This window comes from Candidatus Methanoperedens sp., assembly GCA_012026795.1.
Lineage (GTDB): Archaea > Halobacteriota > Methanosarcinia > Methanosarcinales > Methanoperedenaceae > Methanoperedens.
Window position 1 is genome coordinate 1 of the sequence record VEPM01000039.1, and the last position, 16,369, is coordinate 16,369.

Here is a 16,369-nt window from a genome sequence, read left to right on the forward strand (position 1 = left end):
TATACATTGTTTTTATCCTATTTATAGCTATGTATAAACTGAATATATGTTATAAAATATAAGTTAAATTAAAAATACCATTATTAGTTAGTTACCGTACTTAACCAAAAAAAGAATTACCGTTTTTTTAAAGCATAAACCATTAGCTTCCTCTTGCAGGAAAATTTAATTTCATTGCCTCTAATTGATTTTTATCTTCAAGAAATACTTTCAAACTTAAGATATTACAGTATGAGATTGTGGGAAAAATCCCATTTTGAAGCTTCACTGTTCTACAGTGGAAATCTTTTTTGAAAGGGGGTACTTACGTGGGAATGCCTCTGGCAACATTTCGATGCAGCCTATCAGCTGATAGTAAATCTCATGCATCGGGCTCACAATTATCACATGAGCTGGAGGATGAATTCTCCTCAGTCTGTTGATGGCCGAACTGGCTGAATCCATTAACGGCACAATAGCAGCAGCCGTGCTCCAGCTTTTTAATGGAGCCTTCATTATATTTACAAGTATGTTATCTGCAAAACCTGGTTCAAGCTTTCTCGGTACGCTGGAGTATGAAATATGACCATACTTCACAAGGTCGTGAAGTGCTGTTCTTAATTTAGAATTGTCATTCGCTCTAATTACTGCCAGTGAATTCATTTTTCCTATCTCGATTGATTTTACCTTGCTTGTGGCGTCAATGTATACGCTGTACTTTTTAATTTGAATTTTTGCATTGTTATTTCGAAAGATCGCTTACCTTGTGACAATTTGTTTATTGATTCAAAGCTTATATGATACTCTTTCGCTATTACAAGCTCTGATTTTGTTAAGGCACTCCGTACATTCATTCCTTTTGCGACAAAATCATCTCTTTTTTTACAAATATATGTTAGTATATCAACTGTGTCCATAACTTCACCTCTTAATTCTTGACATGTTACTATCTACGCTATTCCTTAACCGATTTTTGCTTTAAAAAGTTAAACAATATTTACTGATTTTTTCCTTTTTATAGCAAAAGTAGCGGATTATTTTCAAACACAGTAAAATGAGACAATTAGCTCCAGTATGAATTTATAAAAATTCAGGGAATGCATCAAGAAATCCCATTTAGAACTCCATCTTGCGCTCCATATCCTCAAGTGCGCGTATGCGTGCCCCTACCGTTGGATGCGTGGAGAAGAGATTCATTATCAAATCCCCTGAGATCGCGGGAATGATAAAAAATGCATTCATACCCTCCACTTCTCTTAAGTCGCGAGACGGTACACGTTCCATGACACCGCTTATGGTCATGAGAGCCGAGGCAAGATGTTTTGGCTGACCTGTGATTACCGCAGAGCCTCTGTCAGCCGCAAACTCGCGGTATCTTGAAAGAGCACGTATGAGCAGGAAACTTATGATCCATACCGCCAGCGATATCACAAAAACGATTATCGCGGCGCCTGCGCCCCTGTCGCGGTCACGATTTCCGCCACCCATGCCGAAAAACAGCATATTCCTCGCAAGGAAAAAGGCAACGGTGGACAGGAAGCTTGCAATTGTGATAACCAGCATATCACGATTCTTGACGTGGCTCAACTCATGGGCCAACACTGCTTCAAGCTCTGGCTGGCTTAATTTCTGTTTCAAAGAAGTCGTAACTGCTACAACTGCGCTGTCTTTGCTCCTTCCTGTTGCAAAGGCGTTAGGGATATTGCTATCCACAATAGCGATTTTCGGCTTAGGTAGATCGGCTATTGCGCAGAGTCTTGATACTGTTTCATGAAGACGCGGTTCCTCCTGCTCGCTGACAATACGCCCGCCCATGCTCCAGAGGGCAAACTTATCTGAAAAGAAAAACTGAATGAGCAGGAAAAAACCTGCAAACACCATCAAACCGTATGTCCCTATCCCTCCGTACTCTGATAGAACAACAAGGAAGATAAGATACAGCCCAGCAAGCAAGAGCATAGTTAGGACCATGCGTGCCTGAAGTCCATAATCACGGTACCACTTTTTCATCTTAATCACCTGTTTTAGCACCAATCACTTCATTGAAAACTGGCTTCATTGTACTCAATCTTTTATCAGTCCATCTCCTTTGAAAATCTTTCTTACCTCCTTAAGCGAAATGTCAGCAGGCGGTATGATTAAGTCGCTAGGTTTTATGATATCATCCGGGATCTTTTTCCCATTTTTTCGTACATGGTCATTGAGCTTCTTGAATTCTGACTTGAAGATTATTCTGATAGCTTTTTCGTCTCCTCTGCTAATAATTCTCACTATGTTGTTGTCGATTTTATTGAGCTCATCCACATGTTTTTCATCAAGCTCGTACTGTCCTTCTCCCATTAACCGCACTATCATTTTCCCATCTCCTTCTTCAACGATTCAAGCTGCTCATCCACTTCACCCTTTGACTTTATCTTAGAAAGTTCCCGTTCAATGTCATCCTTCGTTCCCCCGGTCACATCTTCAAGAGTGCCTGAATCTACAAGTTCATCAAGCGCAGATGCACGCGCCTTCATATCCTCTGTTTTATCCTGTGCGCGCTGGACTGCAAGCCCCACATCGCTCATCTCTTCGCTGATACCGCTAACAGATTCTGTAATCTTGACCTGCGCTTCAGCCGCGCTGTACTGGGCTTTGATGGTTTCCTTTGTTGAGCGGAAGGACTCTACCTTAACTGACAGGCGCTTTTCCGTTGCCATGAGTTTTTCCTGCTCTTTATAAATATCTGCTATCTGCTTCGTAAGGCTCTCTATTTCAGTCTGTGATGTGCCCTTTCGCTCAAGCGCAATCCTTGCGAGGTCTTCCCGTCCAGCTTTCAGGGCACCTCGCGCCTGTTCGTCTAATTTTGTTATATTCTGCTCGAGTTTCATCTTTTGCAATTCAAGCCGCTTCTTGGCAGTTGTTACCTCAGCTACGCCGCGCTTGACATTTTGTAAGAGTTCAAGCTGCTTCTCATAAGAGTAATCGAGAGTCTCTCTCGGATCTTCGAATTTATTTAGAATCTTATTCACTTTTGCTTTGATGACTGTGCTCATCCTGTCTATAAGTCCCATTTTTTCCTCGTTATTTTAATTAAATTGTACTGATGAATTATTTCGATTTTCACTTCTTTCTTTTTTAGAATCTAAAGGTTCTTCTTTTATTAAGCTGGTTTTGGTTTAAATTCATAAAAATTATATTGAGTTTGATTTTTATTTTGTAAACCAGGCTATCCCTGCTTCTAAGAAGTTATCAAAAGTTTTCAAAGGAACATGCAAATGCCACTCTTCTTATGTTTAATCCAGAAAAAAATACTTTGGTAAGAAGAACTGAAAGAGACATAGGAAGTTTTAGTTAAAAGGAAATTGCCTGCAATTCAGGAATATAATCATTCATTATTTATCTATACATCCATAAATATTCACTATAGTATCAGGAATGCGAAAGTTAAGGAACTGCTTGAGGTCAGCGATATAGTGCTTTCCGAGGTCTACAAGGAAATCTTTGAATGTACGCGTTATGAGGAATAGCATCGTAGCATTATAGTATGGCAGAAAAAAACACGACAGAAGGGCCTGAAAAAGAAGGATTCGGAGGGCTTATCAAATTTACTGCTGTAGGGTTTGCCGGAGGTCTTATCCTTGGCGCTGTTCTGGATTCTTACGGCTTTCAGAGAAGCGGTGTGGGACAATGGCTCGTTCGTACCTTCTATGGAGAGGGCGAGAGAATCTTTGAAGGAGCATATTCCATCAGGCAGCGCCTGCACAAGGCTGAGAGCTCAATGTCTGAAGCCTATGGATGAGGAAAATTCCTGCTCATACCTATACCTTGGTTCATTGATCTTGTAAGCCGTCTCCTCGGTATGAATATGTATGGAGTCGAGACTTTTTACATCCCTTATTTTTACGCTCTGAGCGATCAGATAGGAGCAAACATCTCAGGCTTGGTTTTCCTCAGGAAAAAAGAAGAATCATGGTTAAAAGCCATCAAACATTATATTTGCCATCCTGTGATGCTGGCAAGCCTGCTTGTCATTCTTATTGCTCCTATAGGATTGCTTGCAGCCCGCTTGCTGGGTTTCAGTCCAACAACCCAGATATATACGGCACTTGAAACTATCGCTGTAAATCTCTGCTGGGTGCCGCCGCTTGTGGGATGGTGGAGGGAGAGAAACGGCTAAACATAATCAGGGCTTTTTGAGATATTATTAATCCTCTCTTTGTTTTTATCAGATATATACAATATAATTGTGAGAAAATTTTATGGTATCGGTGAAAAGAATATTACTTATTGAAGAATGGGTCAGAAGGGAGTTAAAAATGAGAATTACTGTGGAGTGTTTGAGATGAGAGATTTGGCAAGATTTTTTAGTGAAGTACTGATATTGGTTATCTGATTCTGTATAATGTTGGGAAAATCGAGCTTCCTATTGATGATTTAAGCCAGACGGTGGAGAAGTCAAATTATCTTAAGAGAAAAGCCAGGGTTATAGAAGGAGGCATCACCAGAGTTGAAAAGAACGAAGCAAACATACTTTTAAAATCATCTTTGTCAACAAACACAAAACTGGCAGGGGAAGAGGACTTGATTCGTAAGTATTTGTAAAAAGACCTCCCCTCAGACAACCATTGATAAGCTTTTAAATGTCCATCGACTCACCGTTATAAATTACATTATTACCAGAAAATTGATTCCTTCTTGATGGCACATTTTCCCTGTTTGTGTAACAACACCCTATTACATGTATTTGTCGCAATATAGAAATGATGCAATGATAGATTTCTATATTTTCGCTCTCTTCATTAGAAGAGCGTTGATAACCACGCTTATGGAGCTTGCAGACATTGTTATGGCGGCAAACTCGGGTCTCAAAACTATTCCGAAGGGAACAAGTATGCCAGCAGCTATTGGGATTGCCACAACATTGTAGCCTGTTGCCCAGACCAGATTTTCATTCATTTTACGCATGGTCTTATTACTGAGCCTGATGAGCTTGGAAACATCCCTGGGGTCGTTTCTGATTAAAACAACATCCGCCGATTCCACTGCAACATCCGTGCCAGCGCCGATCGCTATTCCAACATTTGCCTGAACGAGCGCAGGTGCATCATTTATGCCGTCTCCAACCATCGCAGTTCTCTTTCCCTGGTCCTGCAATCCTTTTATTGTACTTGCTTTCTGCTCTGGAAGGACCTCGGCAAAGAACGTGGTCAATCCAAGCTCATTAGCCACGTAGGATGCTGTCTGCCTGTTATCCCCGGTGAGCATGGCTACTTCCAAGCCCATCTCTTTCAGGGCCCGAACAGCCTCTCTAGACTCCTCTCTTATCAAATCCGCCATGGCGATTAAGCCCTGGATTTTTTTATCTGCTGAAACGTAAACAACTGTCTTACCCTGAGACGAAAGTTTTGAGACCACATCCTGATATTCTTCAGGATTTATCCCTAAGTCCTTCACCAGGTTTGCATTTCCTATATAAACCTCGCTGTTACCGATAATAGCCCTGGCGCCTTTTCCCGGAATAGCTGTAAACTTTTCAGCTTTTATGCTTTGAAAGCCATCTTCCTGTGCTTTTTTAACTATTCCTTTTGCTATAACGTGCTCCGAATTAACCTCTACGGCAACGGCATTTTCCAGAATCTCTTTATCTCTCCAGTTCCCCAGCTTAATGATATCTGTAACTCCGAACTCCCCTTTTGTTAAGGTTCCTGTTTTATCGAACACTACAATGTCGATATTCTTCGCGATTTCAAGCGCTTCTGCGTTCTTTATGAGCATCCCTCTATTGGCAGCCATGGTTGTGGATATCGATGTTACGGCTGGAATTGCTAAACCCAGAGCATGAGGGCAGGCAATAACTATGACCGTGATAGCAAGGGTTAGAGCAAAAAGACTACCTGCCCCGACCCCAAACCAGAAAATGAATGTACCTCCGCCTACAAAGACTGCTATAATAGTCAGGTAACTGGCTGCTCTATCTGCAAGCTTCTGAACCCGGGGCTTAGAAGTCATGGCTTGTTCAACAAGGTTTATAATTTGAGCGATAGCTGTATCTTCCCCTGTTTTTGTCACCCGGACCTGGATTGCACCTTCAATATTTATCGTTCCGCCAATAACTTCGCTTTCTTTCCTCTTTTCTACAGGCTTTGACTCTCCCGTAACCATGGATTCATTGATTGAAGTTTCGCCCTCTACCACCGCTCCATCTACTGGAACTTTTTCCCCGGGTCTGATAAGAACGATGTCTCCAACTTTAAGCTCAGAAGTAGGAATCTCGACTATCTCACCGTTCCTTATTAGATTAGCTGTAGGCGGAATCAGTTTCACAAGCTCTTTCAATGCTCCAGATGCGCTTCTCTCTGCTTTCATTTCCATCCAGTGACCAAAAAGAATAAATGTTGCCAAGGTGCTAATCTCCCAGTAAAAGTCCGGCGCTGTGAAAATGAAAGTAGAGCCTAAACTATATAAATACCCTGACAGAAGAGCAATGCTCACGAGAACATTCATATCAAGAGTATGCAGCTTAAAAGCTTTAACTGAGCCTCTGTAGAAAATGAAACCTCCATACAAAATCACAACAGAAGCTGTAAGAACAAGCAGGTATCTCCAGATTGGAGATGGCGGCAGGGTATAGCCGGCCCATGACTGTATCGACGGCGAGAGTATCAGAACAGGAATCGTGAAGATTGCAGCAACAATAAAATGCCTCTTCATCTCAGCCTCCATCATTGCATGGTGGTCATGCGGTGCAGGTTTCTTCATTTTCGCTGCTTCATGCTCCATGTGGGCTTTGCCATAGACCGTTTTTTCTTCCTCACAGCGTATTCCGCATTTCTTTAACTCTTCGATTATATCCCCTGCACTGACCATGCCCTTATGGACTCTAACAGTCAGTAAGTTGTTCACAGGGTCGAATGTAGAATTAACGACATGCTCAATTGAATTTACCATGTCTTCTACTTTACAGGAACATTCCGGGCGTATGTAATCGCGAATCTCAAACCTCAGTGTTTCTAACTGATCCTCCATTGTGATCCCCTTGCAGAAAATATCTACATTACTATATATATATAGAACCCCTCTCCACATATACTTTCCCCTGGTTTTATCTTGTGTTCTTTCTGCGAGGAGCCGGAGATAGTAAGATATTAATGGTTTCTCATAGATATAGTAATATAGAATCTAGAGGTGATTGGAGTGGCAGCAAGATTAGATGAATTAGCACCGGGATATACAGCTCTCGTTTCTACAATGAAATATGGAGCGAGTTGATATGGTTAAGGAAAGTTACGAGAAAAAAGCCAAGGATCCGTTTAAATCCGATGGTACGAATCCTCTACTGTGGCCTTTTGCATTCATTAATGATTATATGAAGGAAAATGCGGAAGCAGTAAAGGAAAATATGGAAACTTTCAGGGATTACATTGAGTTTTTAAAAGTGTATGAGGAAACGCAGGTTGAAAAGCCTGAGCCGATGTGGGCAACAAAAAACCATGTCATAATGGACTTGCATACGTTGAAACTGAGGGATTTTTCCCGGAGAGAGGAAGGAATCTATACGTTAATCATACCTCCCTATGCAGGTCATACCTCAACAATAGTCGATTTTAACGCTAAACAGAGCCTTATTGAGGTGCTCCTGGAGAATAGGATCGAAAAGGTAAGTTCGATAGACTGGAAGAGCGCAACCCAGGAGATGAAATACTGCAACATAGATACCTATCTGAGCGAACTGGATATATGCGTAGACGAATTGGGCGGACGGGTCAATCTCGCCGGGATGTGTCAAGGCGGCTGGCTGGGAGCCATGTATGCTGCAAGGTTTCCGGATAAGGTAAATACCCTCGTTCTCGGAGGAACTCCTATAGACACTGATGTCGGGGATGGTACTATTATGAAATATGCGCACAAGTTACCTCTGGAATTCTTTGAGGGACTTGTATCGATTGGAGGAGGTATTCTGAAAGGCGATTTCATGCTTGGTGGCTTTAAAAGCCTTCACTCTGATGAGCAATACTTCGGCAAGTATGTGGCGCTCTACAAGCGCATCAATAACCCGGAATATGTTAAGAGGTTTGAACTCTTTGAAAGGTGGTATGAATATACAATTGACCTTCCAGGAAAATGGTACCTTCAGGTTGTAAAAGAACTCTTCAAGGAAAACAGGTTTTTTAAAGGAGAATTTGTCGGGCTCGGAAAGAAACTGGATCTGGGCAATATAAAGTGCCCCGTATACCTGTTAGCCGGGGAGAAGGATGATATAACCCCTAAAGAACAGGTATTCAATGCTGAGGAGCGGCTTGGAACCGATAAGAGCGAGATTGTAAAGGATATAGCCAATGGTGGTCACATCGGACTGTTTATGGGCTCAATACCTCTCAGGGATAACTGGCCGAAGATTATTGAATGGATAAAGGTGCATTCAGCCGGGTAAGTTATGTCAAGAAGGATGTTAAGCGAGGCTGAAGGATACGACCTGCTAACGAGATATGGAATTCCTGTTCCTGAGTATAAAATTGTAAATAATGCTGATGAGGCTATAAGGATTGCAGAGAAGATCGGCTATCCTGTTGTGGCAAAAATAGTCTCTCCGCAGGTAGTTCATAAAAGCGATATAGGCGGGGTTATAACCGGAATAAAAAATAAGGAGGAAGTGGAAAACGCATTTGAAACCATAATACAGAGTGTGAGAAAAAAAGCTCCCGACACTGATATAAGCGGTATAATTATTGAAAAGGAGATGCCTTCTGGACTGGAACTGATAATAGGAGGAAAAACAGACCCTTCTTTCGGAAAGGTCATTACTTTTGGGCTTGGCGGAAAACTGGTCGAAGTTTTGAAGGATGTTTCATTGAGGGTGCTTCCGATTGAGATGGATGAGATAGAAAAAATGATACAGGAGATAAAGGGATACGTTTTAATAAAGGGTTATAGAGGTGAACCGCCTCGAGACGAAAAGGTGCTGGCTGAAACTATTGATAAAGTTTCTAAACTGTTTTACGAAAGCAATAAATTGATTGAATTTGACATCAATCCACTGATGCTGTATGAAAAAGGGGCATGCGCTGTTGATGCAAGAATTTATGAAAGCAATGAAGTGATTCTGCCCTGGGAAAAGGTAGAAAAGGAAATCTCTTCCGGGATTTTTTACCCCAGATCTATTGCCGTTATTGGTGCCTCATCCGACCCTAATAAAGTCGGCTATGCAGTTTTTAGAAATCTACTGGATTTTCCCGGTGAATTATATGCTGTAAACCCAAAAAGAAAAGAGATACTCGGGCGCGAAGCTTATCCATCCCTGGCATCCATTCCTGGCGGAGTTGACCTTGCGGTTATAACTATTCCGGCATCAATCGTTCCTGAAGTTATGGATGAAGCCGGTAAAAAGGGCGTCAAATTGGCTGTTGTTATATCCGCGGGTTTTAAAGAAACAGGGGAAGAGGGAAGAATTCTTGAAAATAAGGTTTTACAGATTGCACAAAGATACGGTATCCGGATGATAGGTCCGAACTGTCTCGGAATCATTCTGCCGCATAAAAAGATTAACGCCACATTTGATCCGGTATCTCCAAAACCCGGCCACATAGCGTTCATTTCGCAGAGCGGGGCTACTATCACCACAGTAGTGGACTGGAGCCTGCAGGAAGATTTTGGTTTTTCTGTAATCATAAGTGTGGGCAATCAGGTAGATATGGGTTTTGATGATTTCCTGAAATTTGTGTCAGATGATGTGAATACTAAAAGTATAATTCTTTATATCGAGGAAATAAAAAACGGCAGGGCGTTTATGAAGGTTATCGGTGAGGTTGCTGAGAAAAAACCTGTTATAGCATTAAAATCCGGGGCATCAAAGATAGGTCAACAGGCAGCATCATCCCATACTGGTGCACTTGCCGGGAGCTATGAGGTGTATATGGCTGCATTCAAGCAGGCAAAAGTCATTACTGCAAATTCCCTGGAAGAGGCTTTCCGGGTAGGTGAACTGTTGGCTTCGGAAGGTCATCTTAAGGGAAATAGAGCAATTATTATAACTAATGCTGGAGGCTTTTCAGTTCTCGCTTCAGATTACGCCGAGAGGTACGGCATTGAAGTTATAGACCTTCCTAAAAAACTGGTTGAAGAGCTCAGCTCCTTTCTGACACCGGAATGGAGTCATGGGAATCCAATGGATCTTGTTGGAGATGCCCGGGCAGACAGATATGCACGTGTTTTTGACTTGATGATTCGCAACCAGGATATGTGGGATGTCGCATTCGTCGTTGCAGTGCCTTCGGCTGTTTTAGATCCAAGGCATCTCGCTAAAGAGGTTGTAAGATTTTCAAACCATACACAAAAAATGATAGTCGGGTGCTTACTTGGAGGTAGTAGTATGAAGAGTGGTGTACTTGTCCTGAGAGAGGCTTCTATACCAAATTTCCCCGAGCTAGAAGAAGCTTTTAAGACTGTAGGGATGCACTGGAGCTGTAAAAAAGTTTACGATTAGCAAACTTAAGATTAAGCTTTCAATGATATTCAACCAATTCAACCAATAAATCTGTCCTATATCTATATTTTTTTAAACATATCTTTTCCACAAACCCTGCACGAAGGACATATCCAATCAGCCGGTATATCTTCAAAAGCAGTTCCGGGCTTGATCTCTGGAGGCTCCCCTTTATCTGTATTGTAGATATAGTTGCAGATACTGCATTGATATTTTGCCATTTACTCACCCCTTTTAAGGAAGCGCTTAATTAATAACAGAACTCCCTATTGCTAATTGTTTTTAATAGATCAAAAAGCTATCGTATAAGATTAAACGAATGCCACTATTTACCCAGCTACAACCAGACCACCGGGGGCTAAACTAAGATATGAAGAACTCATTGATGGCCGCTTTACTACGAGGGATCATGTAGAGGAGCATAGTGTTAATCTTGTAGATAATCCGGATGACGCTCACCTTGATGTTCATGTGAAAGTATTCAGTAGTGGCAAACTAAGCTTCCATGGTCAGGCAGGACAATTCAAGGCGGCATATATACTATGGTGGGATACTCCTAAAGAACCTACTCCTGAAGAACCTACTCCTGAAGAACCTACTCCTAAAGAACCTACTCCTAAAAAAACCCACTCCTAAATCATGCAGGACTGATCAAAAATGCTGCGAACCCAATCCAGATGAGGGGTGTGATCTGTGTGTGCCAATCAAGTCCGAATGCCCATAACATAAGTAAGCATTACTGGGGGGTAGAGCGCTGGACTCTACCCTATTAAGGGTATCGCCGAGATTTGTCCGTAAACGCTCATGAGTCTTCGACTCATGCATGAAGCATGAAAAACTTTTTTTGTTCGTTCTGATTTATATATATTGATATGGGCGGTGAAGGCTGTGTATTTTTTGGGACTCAGATCCCGTTCCGTAAACTAGCCATTATCACCTGACTTTCAGGGTTATGTAGACCTTTATACAGGTTGTACCGATATACCTTTCGCTCATGTACAGTACATCCGCAGGTAAAAAGTTATTATATGTCCGTCCTTACTGGAATATTTTGTAATCACCCAAAAAACCAGAAAGGACAGACATTTGAATTATTTAGTCACCCATTTACTTAAAGATACGCTTAAAACTCTGAATAGACAAATAGACCTTAAAATTAGAACCAACTCAAGATATCACCAGGAAGATATTTTCAATCTAATCCTGACAGCATCGATAAATACTACTTCTGTTGAGAGTACTGTTATTGAGTTGGAAAATATTAAGAATAAAAAGAGTATTCCCTCAGCAGATACTGTTCTGTACCACATTGAGAGACAAAACCTAAAAGAGATCGAATATCAATTGGAGAAAGCCATTAATTCATCTCACCAGATGGCAGAAAAAAGAAGACTTTTTGGAAAATACGCTGCAATAGCCATAGATATTCATGAGATTCCTTATTATGGGGAAGTGAATAATCCTTTCATAATGGGCTGTAAACATAAAAATGGGACTTCTTATTGCTATAAATATGCAACCATTGACATAGTAGAGAAAAACCACAGGTTCACATTGAAAGCAATACCTCTAACACCGCTTTCAAATGATAATGCAACCATAGTGAGTGATTTACTACGACATGCCATGAAATATGTACATGTAAAGTATGTACTGCTTGATCGTGGTTTCTTCTCAGTAGATGTTATAAAAGCTCTTGAGAACTTGAAACTCAAGTACATTATGCCTGCCATTAAAAACGATAAGATAAAGCAGGTTTTAAAGAATAACCCGATAAAACGAGCTTTTTTCTAAAATATACCATGCGATCAGGAAAGAAGGACACTATGTTCAATCTAATGGCAAAATATGATGAAAAAGATAAGGAATATTATACATTTGCAACAAACTTTCAAATTGTATATAAAGAGGATATAAAATCCATTGCAGAAATGTATAGAAAAAGGTGGGGAATAGAAACTGGATACCGTGTAAAAAAAGATTTTCTGGCAATTACTACGACAGAATGCTATATCGTACGGATGCTATACTTCATGATTTCAGTAATCTTGTATAACTTTTGGCTGCTATGCAATCTGTTATACTGCCGTGAACATGGAATTGAACTGGGAACCCAAAAGATAACAACACGAATTATGAAACTCCATATTGGTTTGTATCTTAACAATGTTAATAAAGAAGCAATTGCAGACCCGGCTGAAAACCAGAATAGCGTCAGCTATCGATTTTTTATGAAAATTCCCTAAAATATAGGCCAGATTATCTCTGAACCAAGCCATATTTTCCAGAAAATATGAACAAGTAACAAATTTTACAATAATAACTTTAAATACGCCATCTAATTGATATATGCATCATTTATTTTAGGGTGCAAACAGCTTTAGCATGCACATGTGCCCCTCAAATTAGTGAGACAATGTTCTGTTGGATACCATATTTAAACTGAAGGGTTACTTGCGGAAGTACTGCATGTAAATGAAAACGTTGCTGTATGATTATCGTGATTCATAGTGTTAAAATTATATAAATCTGTATGAGGTTGTATATGTCCTTGCTTGATTCTATATTGCAAACTGATCCAGACTAAAAAATTTATTTTATCCAGTAAATTGAGCCAGCCATCCCGCTTATTATTTTCTACAAACTCAAAAAAAGAGGTATACTCAGGAAGGTATTTTTTCGAAACTCCTCTATAGGTATTCATCCAGGGGCGATAGACAGACCAGTAGCCTTCCATCGTATTATTATGCACCTCTCCACGTGCATATTCTCCAGCACTATGGTTTACTGATTCGTACTTTACCCAGGTTTTTCTCAGAAACATATATGCTGTGAAATCATCAGTAAAAATTTTCAGCATATTTGAGAGGATAGCAACTACTGTAAGTAAAAATGTAAAAACAGAATCAGAATCGACATGATCCAGAACTGCAAGTCGAATATTACCCTTTCTATCACAACCACCTATAACGGGCGGTTTATCCTTGTCCATCGTTCCTCTTCCACGTAATTTTAATCCTCTTTTCCTTGGTGGGCGAGTTAACCTTAATTCACTGTTCCCTTTTTCATCCACGCTAAGGTAGAGTTCATCGAATTCTATAATCTCACTGAGTTTGATGCCATCACAAGTCCCTTTTAAGCATTTTTGTATTTTTCTCACCATGCCCAGAGCTGTTGGATAACTTATTCCTAACACCTGGCTAAGCTGATTGGCAGAATGGTTTTGCAGATAGTAGAAAATGAAGTAGTACCAATAATTGAGAGGTATCTTCGATCTATAGAATATTGTACCCGTAGTATCGCTGAAAGTACCATCATGCCCATAACAGTAGTACCTCTGACTACCGTTTTCAGTCCCATTCTTCTTCATTTCTTTGGAACCACATTTCGGGCAAACCACACCATTATACCATCGAGTTCGCTGAAGATGTTCAAAACATTTCTCTTCAGAAGGCATAAAATCTGAAATTGATAACTCCCCTTTAATCATATATGTTATATATTTATTGAATCTGGTTCTAATAACTTATGTAGCAACGATTTACTTTAGATGAGCGGTTTCTCTTATCTTTAAAAAAGAAACTTTCGCTTCCCTGTCCTTACAGCTATATAACCTGACTTTCAGGGTTGTGTAGGCTACATTTTGCAAAAATTAGCCGATTGTACTTGATTTTGCAAAAATGCATATAGCCCATATATAGACTAACTGAATCTGTTGCCAAAATTTTATATTCAGCGATAACGTATGTGTTTTTTCTAAGAATTGAAAATCTGTAGCCCACAAAACCCTGAATCTCAGGATATAAGTCTGAAAAGTGGGATAATAATTGCATAGCTCAAATGGCGAACCTCATCATTACCGCCCCAGATAAAAAAATAAAAAATGCTTCGAAAATCAAGCATTTTCTTCCCGCCATTTACTACGTTCTCGAAGCTTCTTCAACTCCTTTGTTCTCTCCTCCGTGGCGATCTTTGTTATCGCTGACTGGATAGCCTGTATATCATCTGTAAATATCTTGTGCTCTATGAGGTAATCCAAATCCTTTATTACGGCTTGACATAGTAAGATACGAATACCAGAATATTGTCCTTCCATTCAGGCTCCGGATTTTAACTCAAATATTTCCGGGATTTTTCCAGAAACAAAATTATTCCCTGGTCTCATTTCGCTATTTGTGTATTCTTTTTTGATCATATTTTTGAAAACCTCCTTTTCATGCTGACAAAACGACAATATGTCCTCAAGGACATATAATATTTTCGATAATATAAATATTATTAATTATAATTAAAGCTATCACTTAGATTTGAGGATAATATAAATAATTCAATTAACAAAAATCAAAATCAAAAATCAAGATTAACTTCACATATCAAAATAGAAGTCATTCCTCTTTCCCGCAATAAAGTGAGATCATTTCAACAGGAATGTAAACCCATGCGTTACCAATTTTGTATTCGTAAAATTCTGGATTTACTACGTCTGTGTCTTTTTCTCCTATTGAATAAGTGTGAGGTTTCATAATCGCCCACAGATCAGATCCAGGACGCCTTGAATTTCCAATTATTTTGCCTGCATTATCTTCAAGCAATTTCCAGGATACCCATGGTAGATTTGTTTCTTTAATGGTACTCTTCATAAAAATTATTATCTTTTTTAGTTTATCATCTTCTTTCGAGAGAAGTTTATTCAACTTATCATCTGAAAACTGTTTTGAGATATCTCTTTTTTTTGTCATGATTAAAATCCCTTGTTAACTCTGAATGTTATCTTTTAGTTTTAACAGATGATATCATAAGGATATTTAAAAATTTCTACGGCCTTTTCAAATTTCATTTACTGTTCACTCCTCTTTTTTAATATTTGAATTGAGTTCCTCTTCGTTAATATTTATAACCAGATGATCGCTTACAACTATACTTTTGCATACTGGACAGCATAACAAAATATAACCAGATGGCCTATCTAATGAATGGAATTTGTTCCGGATATTGAGTATACAGCCGAGTGAATCACCCGAGGTCAATATATCTATCGCATTTTTCATCTTCTCGATATCTATATTGTCCTCATTCGGGATATTTTTATGACAGGTCTTGCACATCTCCAATACTTCAGAGAAGTTTTCCTTGATCGTATCGCATCTCCACGTTTTCCTTTCATCAACATTCCTCCACTCATCAGCAGTTCGCTTTGAATCGTAGTCTTCCCTATAAACTTTCTTTGCGTACAACCTGAACTCTTCAAGAGTCACTTGCTGGGCTTTCAGCTCAGTTGCAGTTGCAAGCATCAGCCTTCGCCCCTCTTTGCCGTGCATCGTATCCCTTGATTGATTTATGACCCACTTGAAGCATGTACGACAGCCCCTCATTTTGGCTTCAAGCGACTTCAACATGGCGAATCTCTCAATGACCGCTTCCGGTAATTCCGGAAACTCGAAGGTTTCAAGGTCTGCCCCTTCCGGTAAAATCCATTTATATTGCTGACCTTCCCTGTGTATTGATGGAGGTACAACCACCTGATTGCCGGAAGTAAGTATTTCAATCCCGAACTCCCGGAGCTTCTGAGCGCCCACTTTGTCCATAAACCTGAAATAAGCGTGACCTCTACCTGTAACTCTTCCTGCCCTTAGTGTCCTTTCAAGAATCTTCTGCTCTGGAGGGAAAAGGACATCTACCCAGTCAAGCTTATCAAAATCAATTACCAATATGCTGCTCTCTTTTCCCAGGACAAGACCTAAATTATTATTAGTTTTCTCAAACCATTCTTTTAACTCGGTTGTTGTAGCCTTCTTGCGTTTCTGCCAGCTATTTAGTAGAGGTCTCTTCCCGGGACTATTTCCTGTATCCCCCGGACCTGTTAGGGGATGGATCACCCAGCCTTTTCTGGTGAGTTTAATGGCCTCGTTCAGCTGTTCTATTCCCAAA

Annotated in this window: 14 protein-coding genes and 1 pseudogene; 5 read left to right on the forward strand and 10 right to left on the reverse strand. The window is 40.1% G+C overall.

What is annotated here, in order from left to right; genetic code table 11:
• Positions 1-264: 264 nt before the first annotated feature.
• The 5 genes from FIB07_16060 to FIB07_16080 form a co-directional block, all read right to left on the reverse strand.
• Complete coding sequence (locus FIB07_16060; protein ID NJD54364.1) at positions 265-642, reverse strand: DUF356 domain-containing protein; 378 nt, start codon at positions 640-642, stop codon at positions 265-267.
• A gap of 20 nt (positions 643-662) precedes the next feature.
• On the reverse strand, positions 663-896 hold the full coding sequence (locus FIB07_16065; GenBank protein ID NJD54365.1) for a hypothetical protein: 234 nt from the start codon (positions 894-896) through the stop codon (positions 663-665).
• Positions 897-1,095: 199 nt separating this feature from the next.
• Positions 1,096-1,989 carry a zinc metalloprotease HtpX gene (gene htpX / locus FIB07_16070; GenBank protein ID NJD54366.1) on the reverse strand — a complete coding sequence of 298 codons (894 nt, stop codon included), beginning with the start codon at positions 1,987-1,989 and terminating at the stop codon, positions 1,096-1,098.
• Positions 1,990-2,043: 54 nt separating this feature from the next.
• Positions 2,044-2,334, reverse strand: a complete 291-nt coding sequence (locus tag FIB07_16075; GenBank protein NJD54367.1) for a hypothetical protein — start codon at positions 2,332-2,334, stop codon at positions 2,044-2,046.
• Positions 2,331-3,032 carry a PspA/IM30 family protein gene (locus tag FIB07_16080; protein NJD54368.1) on the reverse strand — a complete coding sequence of 234 codons (702 nt, stop codon included), beginning with the start codon at positions 3,030-3,032 and terminating at the stop codon, positions 2,331-2,333. Before FIB07_16080 ends, FIB07_16075 begins: the two co-directional genes overlap by 4 nt.
• Before the next feature lie 473 nt (positions 3,033-3,505).
• Here FIB07_16080 and FIB07_16085 point away from each other — a divergent pair.
• Positions 3,506-4,138 (forward strand): annotated as a pseudogene (locus FIB07_16085) (hypothetical protein).
• Positions 4,139-4,740: 602 nt separating this feature from the next.
• Here FIB07_16085 and FIB07_16090 read toward each other — a convergent pair.
• A complete protein-coding gene (locus tag FIB07_16090) occupies positions 4,741-6,687 on the reverse strand; it encodes a copper-translocating P-type ATPase (protein ID NJD54369.1) in 1,947 nt (648 codons plus the stop codon).
• Between the two features lie 640 nt (positions 6,688-7,327).
• Between FIB07_16090 and FIB07_16095 the strand changes: the two genes are divergently transcribed.
• The gene (locus tag FIB07_16095) at positions 7,328-8,392 is read left to right on the forward strand and encodes an alpha/beta fold hydrolase (GenBank protein NJD54370.1); all 1,065 of its coding nucleotides are present in this window, start codon (positions 7,328-7,330) and stop codon (positions 8,390-8,392) included.
• A gap of 3 nt (positions 8,393-8,395) precedes the next feature.
• Positions 8,396-10,441 (forward strand): CoA-binding protein, encoded by a 2,046-nt coding sequence (locus FIB07_16100; GenBank protein ID NJD54371.1) that lies wholly within the window; start codon positions 8,396-8,398, stop codon positions 10,439-10,441.
• A gap of 62 nt (positions 10,442-10,503) precedes the next feature.
• Here FIB07_16100 and FIB07_16105 read toward each other — a convergent pair whose 3' ends face one another.
• Positions 10,504-10,662: a rubredoxin gene (locus tag FIB07_16105; protein NJD54372.1), complete on the reverse strand. Its 159-nt coding sequence runs from the start codon at positions 10,660-10,662 to the stop codon at positions 10,504-10,506.
• Positions 10,663-11,527: 865 nt separating this feature from the next.
• Here FIB07_16105 and FIB07_16110 point away from each other — a divergent pair.
• Both FIB07_16110 and FIB07_16115 read left to right on the forward strand, forming a co-directional pair.
• Positions 11,528-12,235 carry a transposase gene (locus FIB07_16110; GenBank protein NJD54373.1) on the forward strand — a complete coding sequence of 236 codons (708 nt, stop codon included), beginning with the start codon at positions 11,528-11,530 and terminating at the stop codon, positions 12,233-12,235.
• 32 nt (positions 12,236-12,267) lie between these two features.
• Complete coding sequence (locus tag FIB07_16115; protein NJD54374.1) at positions 12,268-12,687, forward strand: hypothetical protein; 420 nt, start codon at positions 12,268-12,270, stop codon at positions 12,685-12,687.
• Between the two features lie 191 nt (positions 12,688-12,878).
• Here FIB07_16115 and FIB07_16120 read toward each other — a convergent pair whose 3' ends face one another.
• The 3 genes from FIB07_16120 to FIB07_16130 form a co-directional block, all read right to left on the reverse strand.
• Positions 12,879-13,931 carry an IS1595 family transposase gene (locus tag FIB07_16120; GenBank protein ID NJD54375.1) on the reverse strand — a complete coding sequence of 351 codons (1,053 nt, stop codon included), beginning with the start codon at positions 13,929-13,931 and terminating at the stop codon, positions 12,879-12,881.
• A gap of 895 nt (positions 13,932-14,826) precedes the next feature.
• Positions 14,827-15,180 carry a hypothetical protein gene (locus tag FIB07_16125; GenBank protein ID NJD54376.1) on the reverse strand — a complete coding sequence of 118 codons (354 nt, stop codon included), beginning with the start codon at positions 15,178-15,180 and terminating at the stop codon, positions 14,827-14,829.
• 105 nt (positions 15,181-15,285) lie between these two features.
• Complete coding sequence (locus FIB07_16130; GenBank protein NJD54377.1) at positions 15,286-16,368, reverse strand: bifunctional DNA primase/polymerase; 1,083 nt, start codon at positions 16,366-16,368, stop codon at positions 15,286-15,288.
• Position 16,369: the final 1 nt, after the last annotated feature.

What these genes read in the sequence shown, in the direction of transcription:
- FIB07_16060 (NJD54364.1), bottom strand. Translation starts at nt 642, where the DNA reads ATGAATTCACTGGCAGTAATTAGAGCGAATGACAATTCTAAATTAAGA.
- FIB07_16105 (NJD54372.1), bottom strand. Translation starts at nt 10,662, where the DNA reads ATGGCAAAATATCAATGCAGTATCTGCAACTATATCTACAATACAGAT.
- FIB07_16065 (NJD54365.1), bottom strand. Translation starts at nt 896, where the DNA reads ATGGACACAGTTGATATACTAACATATATTTGTAAAAAAAGAGATGAT.
- FIB07_16075 (NJD54367.1), bottom strand. Translation starts at nt 2,334, where the DNA reads ATGATAGTGCGGTTAATGGGAGAAGGACAGTACGAGCTTGATGAAAAA.
- htpX (NJD54366.1), bottom strand. Translation starts at nt 1,989, where the DNA reads ATGAAAAAGTGGTACCGTGATTATGGACTTCAGGCACGCATGGTCCTA.
- FIB07_16120 (NJD54375.1), bottom strand. Translation starts at nt 13,931, where the DNA reads ATGATTAAAGGGGAGTTATCAATTTCAGATTTTATGCCTTCTGAAGAG.
- FIB07_16095 (NJD54370.1), top strand. Translation starts at nt 7,328, where the DNA reads ATGAAGGAAAATGCGGAAGCAGTAAAGGAAAATATGGAAACTTTCAGG.
- FIB07_16080 (NJD54368.1), bottom strand. Translation starts at nt 3,032, where the DNA reads ATGGGACTTATAGACAGGATGAGCACAGTCATCAAAGCAAAAGTGAAT.
- FIB07_16090 (NJD54369.1), bottom strand. Translation starts at nt 6,687, where the DNA reads ATGATGGAGGCTGAGATGAAGAGGCATTTTATTGTTGCTGCAATCTTC.
- FIB07_16125 (NJD54376.1), bottom strand. Translation starts at nt 15,180, where the DNA reads ATGACAAAAAAAAGAGATATCTCAAAACAGTTTTCAGATGATAAGTTG.
- FIB07_16115 (NJD54374.1), top strand. Translation starts at nt 12,268, where the DNA reads ATGTTCAATCTAATGGCAAAATATGATGAAAAAGATAAGGAATATTAT.
- FIB07_16100 (NJD54371.1), top strand. Translation starts at nt 8,396, where the DNA reads ATGTCAAGAAGGATGTTAAGCGAGGCTGAAGGATACGACCTGCTAACG.